This is a genomic window from Halobacillus sp. A5 (assembly GCF_024189315.1).
Taxonomy (GTDB): domain Bacteria; phylum Bacillota; class Bacilli; order Bacillales; family Halobacillaceae; genus Halobacillus_A.
Genome location: NZ_JAIZEO010000001.1, coordinates 1,467,572 through 1,484,836 on the forward strand (window position 1 = coordinate 1,467,572; position 17,265 = coordinate 1,484,836).

Genomic DNA, 17,265 nt, shown 5'->3' on the forward strand with positions numbered 1-17,265 from the left:
CGAAAAAATGCTTTTTTCCCCTTCGTAACCGCTTCCTTGCTTTGACACGATATAGTCCCCTTGTTAGAATTGTCTTGACTATTTAATCGAATAAAGGATTACTTATGGAAAGAAGGTCTAATTAATGGAAACTTGGTCCTTTGTTGATTCCGGCCATTTAACGCCGGCTTTAAATATGGCGCTGGATGAAGCCTTATTGAATTGGCACAGCGAAGGAAAGATCCCGCCTGTCCTTCGTTTTTATGGTTGGAAACCCGCCGGCCTCTCAGTAGGATACTTTCAAAAAGTTGAAGGCAGAATAGATCTTGAAGGCGTGCGTAGAAATGGGTACCACCTCGTAAGAAGGCAAACCGGCGGACGAGCTGTTCTTCACGACGATGAGTTAACATATAGTGTAATTGTTTCAGAAAACCATCCACAGATGCCCGCTTCTGTTAAAGAAGCCTACCTCGTTCTATCGCAGGGGTTGCTTGAAGGATTCAAAGAACTTAACATTAAAGCTGAGTTTGCCATTCCGGAAGAGAAGCTGAACTCATCAGGATCAGCGGTCTGTTTCGAAGAACCTTCCTGGTATGAATTAATCGTTGACGGTAAAAAAGCAGCGGGAAGTGCGCAGACCAGAAAGAAAGGCGTAATTCTCCAGCATGGTTCAATTCCGATTAATGTAGACGAAAACAAATTGTTCGATATGTTTATTTACAAGAATGACCGCATTAAAGAGAGGGCTCGTAAGGCCTTCGCAGATAAAGCAATCGCCATTAACGATATCGTCAATACACCAATTGATTATGAGAAAACCCGGGCTGCATTTAAAGCTGGATTTGAAAAAGGATTAAATATTGAATTAAAGCCTCTTGAATTAAGTGACGAACAATGGAAAGAGGTTTATGAACTTGCCGAAAAAAGGTACAACAGTAATGAATGGAATTATTCAAGATAACTAAAGGAGACGATTAAAGTGTCAAAAAAAGATGAATACATAAGGAAACCGGATTGGTTAAAGATCAAGATTAACACGAATAAATCCTATACCGGCTTAAAAAAATTAATGCGCGAAAAGAAGCTCAACACAGTATGTGAGGAAGCACGCTGTCCAAACATTCACGAATGCTGGAGCGAAAGAAAAACAGCCACCTTTATGATCCTTGGAGATACATGTACACGAGGCTGCCGTTTCTGTGCAGTAAAAACAGGTCTGCCTAATGAACTGGACTGGGGAGAGCCGGAGCGTGTTGCTGAATCAGTAGAAATTATGGGGCTTAAGCACGTGGTAGTTACAGCAGTAGCACGTGATGACTTAAAAGACGGAGGAGCGGCTGTATTTGGTGAAACCGTGAAAGCCATCCGCCGCAGAGTTCCAGGCTGCACCGTAGAAATCCTTCCATCTGATATGAAGGGTGATTATGACAGCCTACACACGCTAATGGGGGGAGAGCCCGACATTTTCAACCACAACATTGAAACTGTCCGCCGATTAACGAAAAAAGTTCGTGCCCGCGCTATGTACGACCGCTCTTTAGAGCTTCTGCGCCGTGTTAAAGAGATACGTCCTGACACACCTACGAAGTCAAGCCTTATGGTCGGTCTTGGCGAAACGAAGGAAGAAATCATGCAGGCTATGGACGACCTCTTAGCTCACAACGTGGATATTATGACAATTGGTCAATACCTGCAGCCTACAAAGAAACATTTGAATGTAGAGCGCTATTATCACCCGGATGAGTTTGAAGAATTAAAGCAGATTGCAATGGAAAAAGGGTTCAAACACTGTGAAGCTGGCCCGATGGTTCGTTCCTCCTATCACGCTGATGAGCAGGTAAACGAAACTTCTGCCCAGAGACGTATTAAGTATATGCAGGGGTACGAATCCCAGGGTAAAACTTTAGATAAGACTACGTTTTAATAATAAAGCCGCCTAATAAAAGGCGGCTTCACTTTATTCCGAGCGGTTTTCATCTTCTGCTATTTCTTCGGTTTGCTCCTTTTCCTCATCTCCTGCCTCTTCGGTTACTTCTTTTTCTTCTTCCTCATCGTCCAATTCTTCTTCCTCAATTGTCTCTTCTATATCTTTTGAGTCATCCTGCTCGGGTTCTTCTGGCTGCTCTGGGGCAGATGGCGTTGAGCCTGATGTTGAAGATTCGCTGGCAGCAGTATTATTATTTGAGGATGCAGAGCTGCTGGACGAGCTGTCAGGAGATTCAGGTGAGTATGTGTCTTCAGTCGTTTCGTTATATGTATACTGTTCCGTAGTCGTTGAGCCATCACGATTATCTTGCTCCTCAACCGTATTTTCTCTTTCTACTTCCTCTTCTTCCTCTTTTTCTTCCACTATCTCTAAATCCTCAACCTCATTCTCAGGAATCTCGCCTTCGATTTCTTCATCTGGAAGATCTTCCACCTCTTTATCTTCACTTTCTATTTGCTCAAGTGTTACTTCAATTGGATCGCTTTCTTCTGCCTGACTTGAGCTGCAGGCACATGCGAGCAGTAAAGCACTCCCCGCTATGAAATAACCTATTAATTTTCTCATGGTACCACCCCTTCAAAAAAAAGAATATGATGTAAAATTATGTCGGATGTATTTTACCAATTATACCATAATTTCCACATTGAAGAAGACCGCTTGTAAGAGCGGTCTTCTGTCTACCAGTAATAGCCTCCTCCTCCACCATACGGGTAATACGGCGGCGGTGGACCGGGTGGGCCAGGCGGGCCGTAATAAGGCGGCGGGTAGTATCCCCCTCCCCCATAGAAAGGTGGAAATATTGCACTCCCCAACAGCCCTCCTAAGAAACCTCCAACAAAAGGACCTCCTATGAATCCTCCTATTATGCGATCATCTTCGTGTTCATACCCATGTGGATCTATGAAACGCATATCGTCTTCCATTTCGTACGAATAAGGCAGCATATCATCCCTCCATTGCAAGCGGGTTATTCACCTACATTTCAACATATGTGCCTCTGCTGGCTGATGTTTGGGCGATGAGCTTGTTCTTTTTAATTAATAACTGACAAACAATTCACATCAACAGGAAAATGGGGTATAATAACAAACATCAATGCTTGTCTGCTCAGCTATTAAAGGAGGCCCTTAATATGAAGTTAACTTTAATTATTCTCGTGTGTGTAACATACTTAGTTTCAATCTTTACTGCCGGCTATGACGTAAAGCCAGGACGCCCAAAAAAATAACACATAACAAAGACCGCATCTCCTCACCACGAGAAGATGCGGTCTTTTTGTCTAATGAATTAAAATCCATTTAGGACCATGCTGTTCATCTACTTTCAACCACCACATTAAATTATTTTATTAACTGTGGGAATCCCTGCTGCTTTAATGCGTCAAATAAAATAATCGACGCTGTATTAGCTAAGTTCAAGGACCGTACTTTATCCGTCATGGGGATGCGCAGACAACGGTCTTCAAGACCTTCGAGAAGATTCCTTGGAATACCATCGGTTTCTCTGCCAAATACGAAAAACCACTCCTGCCCGGCGTCACTAAAGTCGAAATCTGCATATGATTTCGTACCGAAATTTTCTATATAAAAATATTCACCTGAAGGATATGTCCCATATAATTCTTCAATTGAATCATAATAGTGAATTGTCACATCATGCCAATAATCCAAACCGGCCCGGCGAAGCATCTTATCATCTGTGGAAAAACCCAATGGCCGAATAAGGTGCAGCTGTGAATTCGTCGCTAAGCATGTGCGGGCAATATTCCCGGTATTGGCAGGAATCTCAGGTTGAAATAAAACAATATGATTGGCCAACTTCCTCACCTCGTTCTCTACTTCATCAACTAGATTATTATATCACACTCATCAACCCCCAATGCGGAAAAATTTATACTGAATGTTCGGTGTATAAGCAGTAGAATCTGTATAACTCCAGAACCGCTGACGGCTGTTTGTCGTATGAGCATTAACTAAAGGTTCTCCTTGACTGTCTTTACTGACTACAATGGTGGTATGATCAAACCGGCCATCCCCTTGAAAGTCATAGCAAATAATATCGCCCGGCGAAAGCTGATGAGCCTCGGCTGCTTCACCAGCGATCAGCCCCTGCCGCGCTCCGCTTAAATACCAGCGGAGCGAATGAGCGACAGACCAGCTGTAGCTCCAGTTCTTACCTCCATACCACCATCCCTTACTGCGGTTGGGCTGGCCTGCCATCGGGGCTCCCCCTGCCTTTAAACATTGAGAGATGTAATTGGTGCAATCTACATCAAAGTGTTGATAAGCAGGGTTATAGCTGTCCCACCATTGCTCAGCATACCGTACAGCCTCCCGGCGGTTATAGGTGAACGGAGCTCTTGCTTCCTCATCCTTCTCAATGAATTGAGGAGTCAAATTAGTTTTACTCGGTGACAAGAGTTTTTCAGTTATTGTATTTTGTTCCATCATATTTCCATCACGAATGTAAGATTGGCACGAATATATCCCTTCTTCTAAGAAGGACTTTAATCCATCCTTCACATATAAATGAATAGAAACAAGATATTGAACGTACTGATCTCTATCAAACGATACTCTATGGTATGGTCTGATGGAGAAGGTCGCCCTTTTTATTTGCTGACCTCTCTCCATAATCCCTTGAACCTTCCGCTGGAGCCACACTTCTTTTTCTTGAATCAACAAATGTTTAATGATGTCCTCCCAATAACTTCTAATCGTATACACCGCTCATCCCCCCTGTTCTATCACTATATGAACTAGCAAAGAAAACCATACAAAAAAACTCCCTGAAGTAGGGAGTTTCACTTTATACCTTCAACTGCTGCTGATTTGATTCCAGCTCTAACAATTGTCTTTTGCGGTCTAAACCACCTGCATACCCAACAAGCTTACCATTACTTCCAATTACTCTGTGGCAAGGTACGATTATTGAAAAAGGGTTCTTGTTCACAGCTCCCCCTACTGCACGAACAGATTGAGAAGCCTGAAGTCTCATTGCTATATCCTTGTAAGTTCTAGTCTCACCAAGCGGTATATTCTCAAGAAGAGCCCGCCATACATTTTTTTGAAAAGGGGTTCCATAGCATATGAGAGGCAGTGTAAACGCTTCTCGTTCTCTTGTAAAATATTCACTAAGTTCTATTGCTGCCTGCTTCACATAGGATTGTTCAGGATCATGAGTAAATGAGTTTCGGAGCAGATGTTTTTTGGTCCATGTCTGGTAAAAAGAGTGCAGGTCGTCAAATCGACCATAGTCCACTCGCAAAATTCCTTCATCTGTTGCTAAAATAGTGAGATCGCCAACGGGTGTTTCCATCACATCATAATAGATCATGGATTGGTAACTCATAAAAAACCCCTCTTACTAACAGTTTTACCTATTATACAAAACCTATTATATTCTGAAAAGGGAGATTCGTTTATCTTTCTTGAAATTGGAGCCCTTTTTCCATTTCTTCTACGACTTTTTCATCTTCTTCGTATCCCATCGCTTCCTCTATCGCTTGAAAGCTTTCCACAGTGCCTATTTTACCTAGAGAATAAGCCGCAGTTCCACGAATCACGGGCCGGGGATCTTGTTTCATTAACCGGATCAATTCATCCACTGCTGCTTCTTCTTTGTAGTGACCGAGAGCTAAAATGGCATTACGCTGAATAGGTTTTTTCCCTCTCCAGGAACCTGACATCGAGCCGTACTTGTCTTTAAATTCACGGTTACTGATGGATAAGAGCGGAATTAATTTAGGCTTAGCAATTTCAGGGTCGGGTTCAAACTCTTCATGGTTATGAAAGTCTTTCTTTTTGTTCTTAGGACACACTGTCTGGCAGGTATCACACCCATAAAGACGATTTCCAAGCTTTGTTCTATACTCTTCAGCCAGAAAATCCTTAGTCTGCGTTAGAAAAGCGATACAGCGCTGAGCATTCAGCTGACCGCCCTGGACCAATGCATCCGTCGGACACGTATCTACACAAATGTTACAATCTCCGCAGCTGTCCTCTACCGGATCGTCAGGAGCGAATGGAATGTTTGTAACCATTTCCCCTAAATAGACGTAAGAGCCAAACTCAGGCGTAATAATAGCGCAATTCTTCCCGCTGAATCCAATCCCTGCACGTTCAGCCACAGCCCGGTCAGAAAGTTCTCCTGTATCTACCATGGACTTAAATTCAGCTGCAGGAAACTTCTCTTTTATAAATACCCCAATCAGATTCAATTTTTCTCTTAGTACGTCGTGATAGTCGCGCCCCCAGGAAGCACGGGCAAAGACGCCTCTGCGCTCACCTTTTTTACTTTTAGGAGCATTCTCCATTTTAGAAGGGTACGCAAGGGCGATAGAAATAATAGATTGAGCCTCTGGAAGGAGTCGTCCAGGCTCTGACCGCTCGTCTACAGAGCCTTTTTCAAAACCGGATTGATAGCCAAGGGCTTGCTGTCGCTGCAGTCTCGCTTTCAATTCGCCAAACACATCAGCTGAGGCAAAACCGATCTTATCAACCCCAATCTCTTTACTATAAGCAACTACTTCTTCTTTAAATTGATGAAAATCCACCTTGGCTACCTCCTTTCCTTTTATCTTAAATCACTGACCTTCGCCGTACGGATACGGTTTAATGCAGCAGCTATTTCAAGACGGCGCGGTCTTGCCAGTTCGCCGGGGTGTTGATCTTTAAAAGGAGCAAATGAGGCCAGTCCTTGCTCATTAAACTGCTCCTCCACTTCATCCAGCAATGAGGATAATGGCTGTTTCTTGTTCAGCCTCCCTTTTTTATATAAATGCATCAACAGGTCGGCAATCATCCTTGTCTGCGAACCGTCAACAAGCTGCTCGACTCCAAGAAGATCAATCTCAGCAGCACCCATTAAAATCTTTGTTCGGCTTTTTGATTGTATTTTTTCTTTACTCCCTTTTCTAGGCTGAATCGTTTGTGGAAGAAAATGCCGGGAAGGCAGGGCGCCAAATGTTTCTGCAGCCGTCTGACGCTGACTGGGATACTTTTCAGCTATTTCTTTAGCTTTGGCCGTCACATTATACGGCACATATTGATCCATCATAATCACGTCGTCCGCCTTAGTGAAATAATCACCTGATCCGCCCATGACTAATATAGTTGAAACATCCAGCTCATCACGAAGACTGCTGATTTTATCTATAAAAGGAGTAATGGGTTCTTTCTCCTGAACTACCAGCTCCTGCATACGCTCATCCCGGATCATGAAATTCGTAGCACTTGTATCTTCGTCAATAAGCAAGGTTTGAGCACCCGCTTCTATAGCTTCTATTACATTTGCAGCCTGGGAAGTACTGCCGCTCGCATTTTCAGTTGAAAATTGAGTCGTATCTGCTCCTCGTGGCAAATTCTTTATAAAAGGAGAGATATCAACATTTGTGACCTGACGCCCATCTTCTGCCCGCACTTTAACAGCACTTGGGTCAGTTAGTATAAACTCACGTCCATCTCCCTTAATATGAGGATATACCCCTCGCTCCATTGCATTCAAGAGGGTACTTTTACCATGATATCCTCCTCCGACGATTAACACAATGCCTTTAGAGATCCCCATACCTGTTAAGGGAAGCTCACGGTGAGGAATATCAATAGAGATACGGTTTGCTTCAGGACTCTTAAATGGCACTGCATCCTTCATCGGCTTATCACTAATACCGCTGGCTCTTGGTAAAATAGAATCATCGGCAATAAACGATATCAGATTGTCTTCTCTCATTTTAGCTAAAACAGCATCGTGCTGATCAGCTAATTCGACAAACTCCCATATTTCTTCATCGGTAATGGAAAAAATGGAATCCTCAACGACCTCGGGGACTACAGTAAAAAACAGTTTATCTGCTTCTTTTCCATTAATACGCCGCCCGTTCGCAGGAAGTCCTACCGTTAAACATACAGTGATTTGATCATTATCGATACTTACGGCTGTACGCTCAAGAACCTCCTGCTTTGGCTGATCAATAGCCACCATACCACTTTTTCCTGACCCCCGCACATTAGGTTTCGCTTGGTTTAGTGCATCAGCTACCTTTCGAGCCAGCACATCCTCGGTATAGATCCGCCTGCTTTTCGTCTCTTTCCATCGTGGGTCAATCTTCTTCACCTTTTGAGGAATTTGAACCCGTATCTTAGAAGGGGCAGCAAATGGATCTCCCTGCACATAATCAATTTCTAGCTGATACTTTGAAAACTCATGGCTGCCTTGAATTTGTTTATATCCTTTATAGCTTTTTCCGTCAATTTGTCGTAATACATTTTTTAGTTTGCTCACTTTATATCTCCTTTCTCTATTGGTGTATCCGTTTTGCTTCAATAAAAAACGCAATGCTTCGTTTTATTAAACGAAACACTGCGTTGGTTCACATAGTAAACTAATAATAGCAAATAATGGAGCGGGTGAAGGGAATCGAACCCTCGTCATCAGCTTGGAAGGCTGAGGTTTTACCATTAAACTACACCCGCTTTTTGAAGGACAGTTTCAATTATAACAATCACTAATCTATGTGACAACCAATATCAGTTTATTTTCTGTTCATCAGCTTTCTAAATATATGAAATAAAGAACGATAAACATAATAATAATGATCATTAAACTGGAGACAAGCGTTACTTGAGCCCTGGAAGGTAAAAAAGTTTCTTCATTCATAATTTTTCTTTTCCTATGAAAATAAGCAAAGGTAGCGAGGATGATTATAACAAAGCCTAGAATACACGCAAACACCCCAAGGGCAATGCTTATAATATCCACAGTCATATTCCTTTGAGCCCCCATTGTAAAATGAAGACTTGTATTTAAGAAGCCGATACCCACAATAGCAATTACCGTGCGTACCCAGGCTAAATATGTACGCTCATTCGCCAAATGCTGCTGGGCATACTTTATTTGATTTTGATTGAAACTTTTCTTGTCCATCTTTTACACCTTATTCCCGTCACTTTAATTCCATTTATTACTTCATTAACGTGCTGTACAAATATTAATATAACATCTTCACCGGCATACTTCTAATTTTTACATCAATATCTAAATATACAAACTAAAAAGCCTATTGTGCGTAAAACACAACAGGCTTTTAATATAAAGATTAAACGACGTTCTTTTTCTTTTCTTCTTCAAAATCAAGTTTTTCCCAGGTTTCAGAATTACTGATTCCCAGCTTACTAGGCTCAAATACCGGCTCTTTGTTTTGCTTCCTTTGAGACATATAATCAGAAAGAACAGTAAATGAGATTTTACTCAGCCTGATGACGGCATACATGTTAATAATCGTCATTAAAGCCATAAATACATCAGCCAATGCCCAAACGAGGTCAAGGCTGGCAACTGCTCCAAACATAACCATGGCTAAAGAACCAATACGATAGATTAAGATCGCATTTGGGCTTTCCTTAATAAATTCAATGTTTTTCTCGCCATAATAGTAACTTCCAGCAATTGAACTAAAAGCAAAAAGGAAAATAGCAATAGTTACAAATATTCCAGCCCATTCACCGATCTGAAGAGCCAGGGAGTCCTGCAGTAAAGTGATTCCCGCTTCTGTACCAAACTCAGCCTGGTCAGAAACAAGAATAATGAATGCTGTAGCAGAACATACCACTAATGTATCCAGGAAAACACCTGCTGCTTGTATAAAGCCCTGCTTCGCAGGGTGAGATACGTGAGAAGATGCAGCTGCGTTCGGTGCACTACCCATACCAGCTTCGTTCGAGAAAAGTCCACGGTTTACACCCTGCATAATAGCAGCCCCGATGCCTCCTCCAATCACCTGTTCAAATCCAAATGCATTTGCGAAGATAAATCCAATAATCCCCGGCAATGCTGTGATGTTCATTGCCACCACTATTAACGCAATTATAATATAAATAGCAGCCATAATAGGCACTACAATACTGGAAAAGTTAGCAATGCGGTGCACCCCTCCGAATATAACAATGGCTGATAATATCACTAACGCAATTCCAACTATTGGAGTAGGAATATTAAAAGAAGAATTAATAGACTCAGCAATCGTATTACTTTGTACAGAATTAAAGATAAGTCCGAAAGTTACAGCGATCATAATGGCAAATGCAATTCCAACCCAACGCTGTTTCAGTCCCTTCTCTATATAGTAAGCCGGTCCGCCTTTAAAAGCGTCTTTCCCGTCTCTTACTTTATAGACCTGAGCTAATGTACTTTCCATAAATGCCGTAGCGCCACCTACAAGAGCAACAACCCACATCCAGAAGATAGCCCCTGGTCCGCCCATAGTCAAAGCTACAGCAACACCCGCTAAGTTCCCTGTACCAATTCGGCTTGCGGATCCTATACAAAAAGATTTAAAAGCTGATATTTCTTTCCCGTTGTTACCTGGTGTCTTCTCAAATAAAACACGCATTGTTTCTTTTAAATACCTAAACTGAACAAACCGTGAAAAGATTGTAAAGAATAGTCCTGCTCCTAGTAGTACTGGAATCGTTAAGTATGTGGACAACAAGTTATTAATTTGTCCTACAATTTCCATAATCAGATCCATTTTTCCACTCCTTGGTAATTTGTTGGATTATTCTGAAATTTACATACATAAGAATAGCATAAAAAATGATAACAAACAACTAATTTCGAGGAATTATGCACTCTTAGTAATGATGACTATTGTATCATATAATGTTATTATTATTAACATAATAGTTAAAAAACTATAAAAAATCTGTTAATTTCGCCCTAAAACTTAAAAAAATTTATTATATTATAGTATATTTGGAGCACTTAAAATAAGCTTAATAACCTCTGAGACTTAGGTACCGTACCTCAGGTTATTGGCTTTGACATCCCCCGCAGGAATTGTCATGCAGCTTAGCATTTAAACCGTGAGTAACCTCTCAAGTATGCCGGTGCCGGCAACAGGTGGATATCAGCAGGTATCCTATTTTTTTCTGATACCCCAACAAATATTGTAGAGACCCTTTTTTGAGCATAAAAAAAATCGCTGTAATAAGCGATTTCCGTAGTAAATATAAATTTTTCAGTACCGGTGGTCGGGTTCGAACCGACACTCCGTGAGGAACACGATTTTGAGTCGGTTCCGCTGGGAATCGTTTAACGAACCGGCTATGAACGCTTTCATGACGTGATTTAGCGTGGATTCGACGATAATTCACAAGATGGGCAACGCGCACAACTCTGGTGCTTACCGCCCCTGCGTTAATCTTATTGTATAAGCAAATGCACTTCTGGTCAATTTCACAGGTAGAATATGGTAGAATATTGTTATAAGTTTAATATTAGGAGGGATTGTAATGGGGGCAATATTTAGACAAGTTAATAATTTTGCTCATGAACTTGCAAAAATACGCCTGGATACAATTGACAGCTATGTAGAACAAATGGAACATGCCATTAATGAAAAGTCTGAGCAACTTGCGCGAATAACGGAAGAAAGAGCAAAAGATATGCCCGAGGAAGTAGCAGATGAGTATTATGAATTCCATTATGATGATTTTCACCGATTAGAAAGAGATTTTCCTAGTTTACTGCGCTATTCTATTGTAACAGCTGTTATTTCCACTATTGAACAAGCCTTAGTGCGTACATGCAGAAGTCATTATGATGAGAATCCAAACCTTAAACATTACCGAAAATATGGGGATAAAAACAATCTTGAGAAATTTTCTTATTATATAATGGAACAGATGAACATCGACTTTCCTAATGAAAGCGAAGAATGGGAGTTTATTTTAAACGTATACAATGTTCGCAATAATATTGTTCATTCTAATGGTAGAATAAATGACGGTAAAGATGTAGAAGGCTTAAAGAACTCTATACAAGAATTACCTTTCGTATCTTCAAGTCATGAAAAAGAAATACACATAGATAAGGAATTCTGTCCTTTACTCATAAAAAACACACAAATATTATTGAATAGTGTTTTCACAAAAATTAAAGAAAGCATTTCAAATTAATTATGGAAGAAACTTTATTTCAATTCGGCGAATACCTAACGAATCTAGGATTATCACTAACGCCATTCAGCGTCCTGCGGGGGTTTCGTTGGGAACAACTATCAGTGCGGCGTTATTCGGTGAGATTGCGGTGCATGACGCGTTACAAACGGAACATTTCGAAAAAATTACAGAAAATTTTTTGTACCCGGCGATTTTGCGGACACCATAGCATTGTTTCGGTCGTCCGGGGAAGTCGACCATCGCTTGACCGCCCCGGGAGTATTACAACGAACATCAACCATCATCCATCCATTTTGCCCCCATTCACATAGCGCACTATTTACAGTAGTACGGTATGCATCGTTTCAATCGTTGATTTGTCGCGGTTCATTAGCGCATTCATCCGAGTCATTTATTGTTTAGACGCACACGATTCGTTTTATTCATCGTTTATGCAATGATTATTCAACGTGCAACTGGTTCGATTAATTGCGACTGTTCAGCAGTAACGAACGTTGATATATCAATTGTTGTTCGTATGTAATGCGATGTGATTTGTGCTGCAATGCGGTTGGTGTGCGGTTCTGCGGTCGATGGAAAGTTTTCGAAGTGCTGCGTGAGCGGCGTCGTCTGCCCGATAAAATGTTGCAATCACAACGGCATCACAACGTCATCACACCGCAGCCATACGCTCTGTTCACCCTATTACATAACGCCAGTTGTCGGCATATTCTTGACACCTATTTTCCGCAGAAAATATCACTTGTATGACGCAATCTACCGCTATTTAATCCGCCGTATAAACGCCATATCCCCGCCAAATAACCGCCCTGGGATGCGACCAATACCGTTAATATCCCTGTTTTAATGGACGCGGTATGCCCCGTATATGTGCGCAGAATAACGTCCCATTTGTATATGAAATATTGCGCGCTGAATGGAAAATTGCGGCATTTAGCAGGAAAATATACCCTTATGTCGAATGTAGTAATGTTGGAAGTATTTTGCGTTAGATTTTCAGTAGGGGGAATAAACGATGGAAGTTAACGAAGTTGTCAACGTTCTAGTTGAACAGAACAAGCATTTTAAAGACATGGTGTGGTTAGCTGTCGGGGGAATATTGACCATTGTTGCGGCAGCCTTCATTATATTCGGCTTTATGTTCCGTTCATTTAAAAAGGGGGAAGTCGAAAGTCTTCAAAGAGAAATTGAAAGCAATATACAAAATGAATACATTGAAAAAATAAAAGAAGAGTTAGAAGAGTTTGCGCATAGAAAGATAGAGGGTTTAAGCAAGAACTTACAAGAAGATATAGGTAGTTTAAAAGGCATCATGAACCACACCCAAAGGACTATAAAAGAAAGAGAAGAATCGTTATCAGAACTTATCCGTAGTTTAGAAGCTAATATTTATATACTTGAAGGAGATTTATGGGAACAAAGAGAAATATTTTCAAATTCAATTAACCGTTATGTTGATGCGGGATTTATATACCAAGAAATAGATAAAGACCAACACAATTTCCTATTAGACCATATAGATAAGTGGCTGGACAAAAATTCTTACCTTGACTTTTATCACAAAAAAAGATTACAAGACTACCTTGACAATTTAAGTAGTGATTACTCAAAAATGGCTGAAAAGTTAACTAAAAAAGTGTTAGAGAGAAAAAACTAAAATTCACAAGGGGGTAATCCATTGAAGTTCGAAAGTCAATATCTGATTAAATGGGGAATGCCGGGTTGGGTATTTATGTTGTTAGTATTACCAGTTTTATATTTAGGTGGTACTATTGATTCGACTGGAATTCAAAACATGCATACAATTAGTGCTGCATTCGCTTTAACCTTAATAGGAATAGTGGTGGGATATATAATTTATCAAATATATTTCGTATTATCATGGATTTACCAGCCGCCAGAAAAGAGAAATATAAATAAGATTATAGAAATAGTGCAACATAAAGGAATTGAAGTACCGAAAAATTGGAATGAAAGATTTTTTCTAATCGAATACTTATGGCACGCGAATGTTAAAGAATTAGAAGAATATAAGATGATTTATTATTCAAATAGGTATTCTTACCTTCTAACACGTAAACATGAAATTGGCGCACTATTAACAAGTTTTGGTTTATGTATAGTCCCTGTATCAGTAGAATTAATATCTGCCCCTTCCCTATTATTATTTGGGATATTCCTTTTTACGTGTGTAATGTCGTGGGTGCTATTCAAAACTTTTAACTATTACTCAACGAATGTAGAATATGTAGTTGCTCGGTTTATGGATGAAATATTACCGCCAGCGCGCGAAAATAATACCCCTAAAAACGAAAAGGAAAAACCGCCAGTAGACGTATATTAATCGTCACCGGCGGTTGTTTTTATTCTATTCCATTTTCAATCGCATTCTTTAAATCTTGCGAATAAATGGCAACGTACTTTTTCAATACCGATAAATCACTGTGACCCATTAACGCTTGTACAGTAAACACATCAGTTCCAGACGCAATCTTGTTCTTTGCGAACGTTCGGCGAAATGTATGCGGGCTAGTAGCGACATCATCTGATAAACCCGTTCTCTTACCGTAATATGCGACTCGCTGCTGTATTTGTCGCCTAGACAGGGGTTTATCCTCATACGTAATAAATAATGCGTTGACGCCGGGTATTTGACCTCTTTCGGTCACCCACGCGGACATCGTGGCATGTAATCGCTTTGTCATCGGTATGCGACGGGCATGGGTATTCTTTGCGTGCTGGATATTGATTGCGCCATCTTCAAAGTCGATGTCATGCGTGCGCAACGATGACAGTTCATTTAATCGAATACCCGTGTGCGCAAACATCAACATAATCGAATAATCACGCAGACCCGTGAACGTGGTTATATCAGGCGCGTCCAGTATTCGTTTTAATTGCGATGGCGAAAAAGTGTCCCCGACCGTGTGCCGCGTCTTTAGCAGTTTGACTTCGTCGAAAGGATTTCTCTTTAACCATTGCTTGCGGTAACAAAACGAATAAAACGCACGAACTGCACGCAATCGAGAATTAATAGTATTACGTGATTTGCCGACATCCATTTCCGCCGATATAAACAGTTCAATATCTTGCGGTTTAATCTTATGAACTCTTACTATATCCAATGCATCCAGTTCGACCATTTTGCGTCTGTATAAATCCAGTTCTCTACGATAAAAGGTGACAGTTGCATCCGACAACCCGCGCAATTCTGACGACTGTATGAACGCTTTGAGTGCTTCATCGAATGACGTAACATTCCCCGGCTTAATTGTGTTAACCACTTGTGAATCGACTTTTCTTCTGCGTTTAACCATAAATAAACCCCCATGAAATTAATCACAGGGGCGGCGCACACGATTCATGCGCACGATTTTTCGTGGATTCATCGTCAAATATTCACGCTTTTTAAATTAAAAAAAGACCTCATGACTTCCGTCATGACGCCGTTCTGTAGTACCGGTGGTCGGGTTCGAACCGACACTCCGTGAGGAACACGATTTTGAGTCGTGCGCGTCTGCCAATTCCGCCACACCGGCATTTCATGGAGGCGGCAACCGGAATCGAACCGGTGATAAAGGAGTTGCAGTCCTCTGCCTTACCGCTTGGCTATGCCGCCATTGAAATAAAGGATTTAATAGATTATATTCATTAATTTTATAGGTGATGCAATATATTCTGGAGCGGGAGACGGGATTCGAACCCGCGACCCCCACCTTGGCAAGGTGGTGTTCTACCACTGAACTACTCCCGCAGTATAAATGGCTGGGCTAGCTGGATTCGAACCAGCGCATGACGGTACCAAAAACCGTTGCCTTACCGCTTGGCTATAGCCCATTAATTGACTAGATAAAAAAATGGGGCGGCTGATGGGAATCGAACCCACGAATGCCGGAACCACAATCCGGTGCGTTAACCACTTCGCCACAACCGCCACAAAACAAAGCAGGGGTAGTAGGAATCGAACCCACATTGACGGTTTTGGAGACCGTAGTTTTACCATTAAACTATACCCCTATTTGAAATATTAAATTAAATGGTGGAGGGAGTAGGACTCGAACCTACGAACCCGATGGGAGCGGATTTACAGTCCGCCGCGTTTGGCCAACTTCGCTATCCCTCCATGTACAATAAATCTTCATGGTGCCGGCCAGAGGACTTGAACCCCCAACCTACTGATTACAAGTCAGTTGCTCTACCAATTGAGCTAGGCCGGCTAGTCAAAAAAGATGGTGGCTCGGGACGGAATCGAACCGCCGACACACGGATTTTCAGTCCGTTGCTCTACCGACTGAGCTACCGAGCCAAACAGTTTAGTGAACTAGCTTATGTAAAAAGTAATCAGTGGCGGTCCGGACGGGACTCGAACCCGCGACCTCCTGCGTGACAGGCAGGCATTCTAACCAACTGAACTACCGGACCGTTATAAAATGTACTTTAGAGTACTACGATTAAAGATATTGGTTGCACTTTCAGTACTACGATTAAATAATTTGGTTGCGGGGGCAGGATTTGAACCTGCGACCTCCGGGTTATGAGCCCGACGAGCTACCGAACTGCTCTACCCCGCGATAATGTAGACGCATTGTCTACTATAGATAAATGGTGGAGGATGCAGGGCTCGAACCTGCGACCCCTTGCTTGTAAGGCAAGTGCTCTCCCAGCTGAGCTAATCCTCCAATGAGTGGTGACCCGTACGGGATTCGAACCCGTGATACCGCCGTGAAAGGGCGGTGTCTTAACCACTTGACCAACGGGCCAGTCGTAAATGAAAATGGCGGAGAGCGAGGGATTCGAACCCTCGAAACCGCGAAAACGGTTTACACGAATTCCAATCGTGCTCCTTCGGCCAGCTCGGACAGCTCTCCAGAAGAATGGCTCCACAGGTAGGATTCGAACCTACGACCGATCGGTTAACAGCCGATTGCTCTACCACTGAGCTACTGTGGAATAATGTATAACCTGGCAACGTCCTACTCTCACGGGGATCGACCCGACTACCATCGGCGCTGAAGAGCTTAACTGCTGTGTTCGGCATGGGAACAGGTGTGACCTCTTCGCTGTCGTCACCAGATCTTTAAAGTGTTTCTTTTTTGCGGACAAGATTTATTATATTGTCCTTTTAAGAAAAATTCAAGGGTTTTTGAAAACTTTTTTCAGAACCCTCAAAACTGGATAAGAGGTTAGACAACACATCAGGATTCGATTCGTTAATTTTTCACAAAGGGATGTAGTTAAGTCATCGATTGATTAGTATCCGTCAGCTGCACGTGTCGCCACGCTTCCACCTCGGACCTATTGACCTCATCGTCTCTGAGGAATCTTACTTACTTGGCGTAA

At 41.8% G+C, this 17,265-nt stretch carries 15 protein-coding genes, 16 tRNA genes and 2 rRNA genes; 5 read left to right on the forward strand and 28 right to left on the reverse strand.

All coding sequences use genetic code 11. The features are described from left to right. Positions 1–124: 124 nt before the first annotated feature. Entirely contained in the window at positions 125–940 is an 816-nt protein-coding gene (locus tag LF822_RS07755) for a lipoate--protein ligase family protein (RefSeq protein WP_253923405.1), read from the forward strand. Positions 941–958: 18 nt separating this feature from the next. Beyond that, positions 959–1,903 carry a lipoyl synthase gene (lipA, locus tag LF822_RS07760; protein WP_253923406.1) on the forward strand — a complete coding sequence of 315 codons (945 nt, stop codon included), beginning with the start codon at positions 959–961 and terminating at the stop codon, positions 1,901–1,903. Between the two features lie 33 nt (positions 1,904–1,936). Here the strand turns inward: lipA and LF822_RS07765 are convergent, their stop codons facing one another. The 10 genes from LF822_RS07765 to LF822_RS07810 form a co-directional block, all read right to left on the reverse strand. Then, positions 1,937–2,530 carry a hypothetical protein gene (locus LF822_RS07765; RefSeq protein ID WP_253923407.1) on the reverse strand — a complete coding sequence of 198 codons (594 nt, stop codon included), beginning with the start codon at positions 2,528–2,530 and terminating at the stop codon, positions 1,937–1,939. A gap of 37 nt (positions 2,531–2,567) precedes the next feature. Then, positions 2,568–2,771, reverse strand: a complete 204-nt coding sequence (locus LF822_RS23040; RefSeq protein ID WP_371925847.1) for a hypothetical protein — start codon at positions 2,769–2,771, stop codon at positions 2,568–2,570. A 535-nt stretch (positions 2,772–3,306) separates the two neighbouring features. Continuing rightward, positions 3,307–3,783 (reverse strand): tRNA (uridine(34)/cytosine(34)/5-carboxymethylaminomethyluridine(34)-2'-O)-methyltransferase TrmL, encoded by a 477-nt coding sequence (trmL, locus tag LF822_RS07775; RefSeq protein WP_253923408.1) that lies wholly within the window; start codon positions 3,781–3,783, stop codon positions 3,307–3,309. Positions 3,784–3,834: 51 nt separating this feature from the next. After that, positions 3,835–4,692, reverse strand: coding sequence for an amidase domain-containing protein (locus tag LF822_RS07780; protein ID WP_253923409.1), 858 nt, complete (start codon positions 4,690–4,692; stop codon positions 3,835–3,837). Positions 4,693–4,774: 82 nt separating this feature from the next. Then, complete coding sequence (locus LF822_RS07785; RefSeq protein ID WP_253923410.1) at positions 4,775–5,317, reverse strand: methylated-DNA--[protein]-cysteine S-methyltransferase; 543 nt, start codon at positions 5,315–5,317, stop codon at positions 4,775–4,777. Between the two features lie 70 nt (positions 5,318–5,387). Beyond that, entirely contained in the window at positions 5,388–6,521 is a 1,134-nt protein-coding gene (gene queG, locus LF822_RS07790; protein WP_253923411.1) for a tRNA epoxyqueuosine(34) reductase QueG, read from the reverse strand. 20 nt (positions 6,522–6,541) lie between these two features. Beyond that, the gene (locus tag LF822_RS07795; protein ID WP_253923412.1) at positions 6,542–8,248 is read right to left on the reverse strand and encodes an ABC-ATPase domain-containing protein; all 1,707 of its coding nucleotides are present in this window, start codon (positions 8,246–8,248) and stop codon (positions 6,542–6,544) included. A 117-nt stretch (positions 8,249–8,365) separates the two neighbouring features. Then, positions 8,366–8,439, reverse strand: a tRNA-Gly gene (locus tag LF822_RS07800). Positions 8,440–8,512: 73 nt separating this feature from the next. Then, complete coding sequence (locus tag LF822_RS07805) at positions 8,513–8,890, reverse strand: YidH family protein (RefSeq protein ID WP_253923413.1); 378 nt, start codon at positions 8,888–8,890, stop codon at positions 8,513–8,515. A 172-nt stretch (positions 8,891–9,062) separates the two neighbouring features. Beyond that, positions 9,063–10,493, reverse strand: coding sequence for an alanine/glycine:cation symporter family protein (locus LF822_RS07810; RefSeq protein ID WP_253923414.1), 1,431 nt, complete (start codon positions 10,491–10,493; stop codon positions 9,063–9,065). 763 nt (positions 10,494–11,256) lie between these two features. Between LF822_RS07810 and LF822_RS07815 the strand changes: the two genes are divergently transcribed. The 3 genes from LF822_RS07815 (at position 11,257) to LF822_RS07825 (ending at position 14,269) form a co-directional block, all read left to right on the forward strand. Next, entirely contained in the window at positions 11,257–11,922 is a 666-nt protein-coding gene (locus LF822_RS07815; RefSeq protein ID WP_253923415.1) for a hypothetical protein, read from the forward strand. Between the two features lie 1,018 nt (positions 11,923–12,940). Then, the gene (locus LF822_RS07820; protein WP_253923416.1) at positions 12,941–13,582 is read left to right on the forward strand and encodes a hypothetical protein; all 642 of its coding nucleotides are present in this window, start codon (positions 12,941–12,943) and stop codon (positions 13,580–13,582) included. A 21-nt stretch (positions 13,583–13,603) separates the two neighbouring features. After that, positions 13,604–14,269, forward strand: coding sequence for a BA5345 family protein (locus LF822_RS07825; protein ID WP_253923417.1), 666 nt, complete (start codon positions 13,604–13,606; stop codon positions 14,267–14,269). Between the two features lie 19 nt (positions 14,270–14,288). Here LF822_RS07825 and LF822_RS07830 read toward each other — a convergent pair whose 3' ends face one another. The 18 genes from LF822_RS07830 to LF822_RS07915 form a co-directional block, all read right to left on the reverse strand. Next, the gene (locus tag LF822_RS07830; RefSeq protein WP_253923418.1) at positions 14,289–15,242 is read right to left on the reverse strand and encodes a tyrosine-type recombinase/integrase; all 954 of its coding nucleotides are present in this window, start codon (positions 15,240–15,242) and stop codon (positions 14,289–14,291) included. A gap of 140 nt (positions 15,243–15,382) precedes the next feature. Beyond that, positions 15,383–15,464 (reverse strand) — tRNA-Leu (locus tag LF822_RS07835). Positions 15,465–15,470: 6 nt separating this feature from the next. Then, positions 15,471–15,544 (reverse strand) — tRNA-Cys (locus tag LF822_RS07840). Between the two features lie 60 nt (positions 15,545–15,604). Beyond that, positions 15,605–15,679 (reverse strand) — tRNA-Gly (locus LF822_RS07845). 8 nt (positions 15,680–15,687) lie between these two features. Next, positions 15,688–15,762: transfer RNA gene (locus LF822_RS07850), tRNA-Gln, on the reverse strand. Positions 15,763–15,783: 21 nt separating this feature from the next. Continuing rightward, positions 15,784–15,859: transfer RNA gene (locus LF822_RS07855), tRNA-His, on the reverse strand. Positions 15,860–15,871: 12 nt separating this feature from the next. Continuing rightward, a tRNA-Trp gene (locus LF822_RS07860) sits at positions 15,872–15,942 on the reverse strand. A gap of 20 nt (positions 15,943–15,962) precedes the next feature. Beyond that, a tRNA-Tyr gene (locus tag LF822_RS07865) sits at positions 15,963–16,048 on the reverse strand. Positions 16,049–16,066: 18 nt separating this feature from the next. After that, positions 16,067–16,142 (reverse strand) — tRNA-Thr (locus LF822_RS07870). A 13-nt stretch (positions 16,143–16,155) separates the two neighbouring features. Continuing rightward, positions 16,156–16,231, reverse strand: a tRNA-Phe gene (locus LF822_RS07875). A gap of 39 nt (positions 16,232–16,270) precedes the next feature. After that, a tRNA-Asp gene (locus LF822_RS07880) sits at positions 16,271–16,347 on the reverse strand. Between the two features lie 72 nt (positions 16,348–16,419). After that, positions 16,420–16,496 (reverse strand) — tRNA-Met (locus LF822_RS07885). Between the two features lie 32 nt (positions 16,497–16,528). Beyond that, positions 16,529–16,604 (reverse strand) — tRNA-Val (locus tag LF822_RS07890). Positions 16,605–16,610: 6 nt separating this feature from the next. Then, positions 16,611–16,685: transfer RNA gene (locus tag LF822_RS07895), tRNA-Glu, on the reverse strand. A 15-nt stretch (positions 16,686–16,700) separates the two neighbouring features. Continuing rightward, positions 16,701–16,793 (reverse strand) — tRNA-Ser (locus LF822_RS07900). Between the two features lie 7 nt (positions 16,794–16,800). After that, positions 16,801–16,875, reverse strand: a tRNA-Asn gene (locus LF822_RS07905). A 10-nt stretch (positions 16,876–16,885) separates the two neighbouring features. Further along, positions 16,886–16,999, reverse strand: a 5S ribosomal RNA gene (rrf, locus tag LF822_RS07910). Positions 17,000–17,155: 156 nt separating this feature from the next. Further along, positions 17,156–17,265: ribosomal RNA gene (locus LF822_RS07915) — 23S ribosomal RNA — on the reverse strand; the annotation flags it as partial.

Excerpts from the sequence above, each read along its gene's own strand:
- LF822_RS07805 (WP_253923413.1), bottom strand. The coding sequence starts at position 8,890 with ATGGACAAGAAAAGTTTCAATCAAAATCAAATAAAGTATGCCCAGCAG.
- LF822_RS07815 (WP_253923415.1), top strand. The coding sequence starts at position 11,257 with ATGGGGGCAATATTTAGACAAGTTAATAATTTTGCTCATGAACTTGCA.
- LF822_RS07830 (WP_253923418.1), bottom strand. The coding sequence starts at position 15,242 with ATGGTTAAACGCAGAAGAAAAGTCGATTCACAAGTGGTTAACACAATT.
- LF822_RS07810 (WP_253923414.1), bottom strand. The coding sequence starts at position 10,493 with ATGGATCTGATTATGGAAATTGTAGGACAAATTAATAACTTGTTGTCC.
- LF822_RS07820 (WP_253923416.1), top strand. The coding sequence starts at position 12,941 with ATGGAAGTTAACGAAGTTGTCAACGTTCTAGTTGAACAGAACAAGCAT.
- LF822_RS07785 (WP_253923410.1), bottom strand. The coding sequence starts at position 5,317 with ATGAGTTACCAATCCATGATCTATTATGATGTGATGGAAACACCCGTT.
- LF822_RS07765 (WP_253923407.1), bottom strand. The coding sequence starts at position 2,530 with ATGAGAAAATTAATAGGTTATTTCATAGCGGGGAGTGCTTTACTGCTC.
- LF822_RS07755 (WP_253923405.1), top strand. The coding sequence starts at position 125 with ATGGAAACTTGGTCCTTTGTTGATTCCGGCCATTTAACGCCGGCTTTA.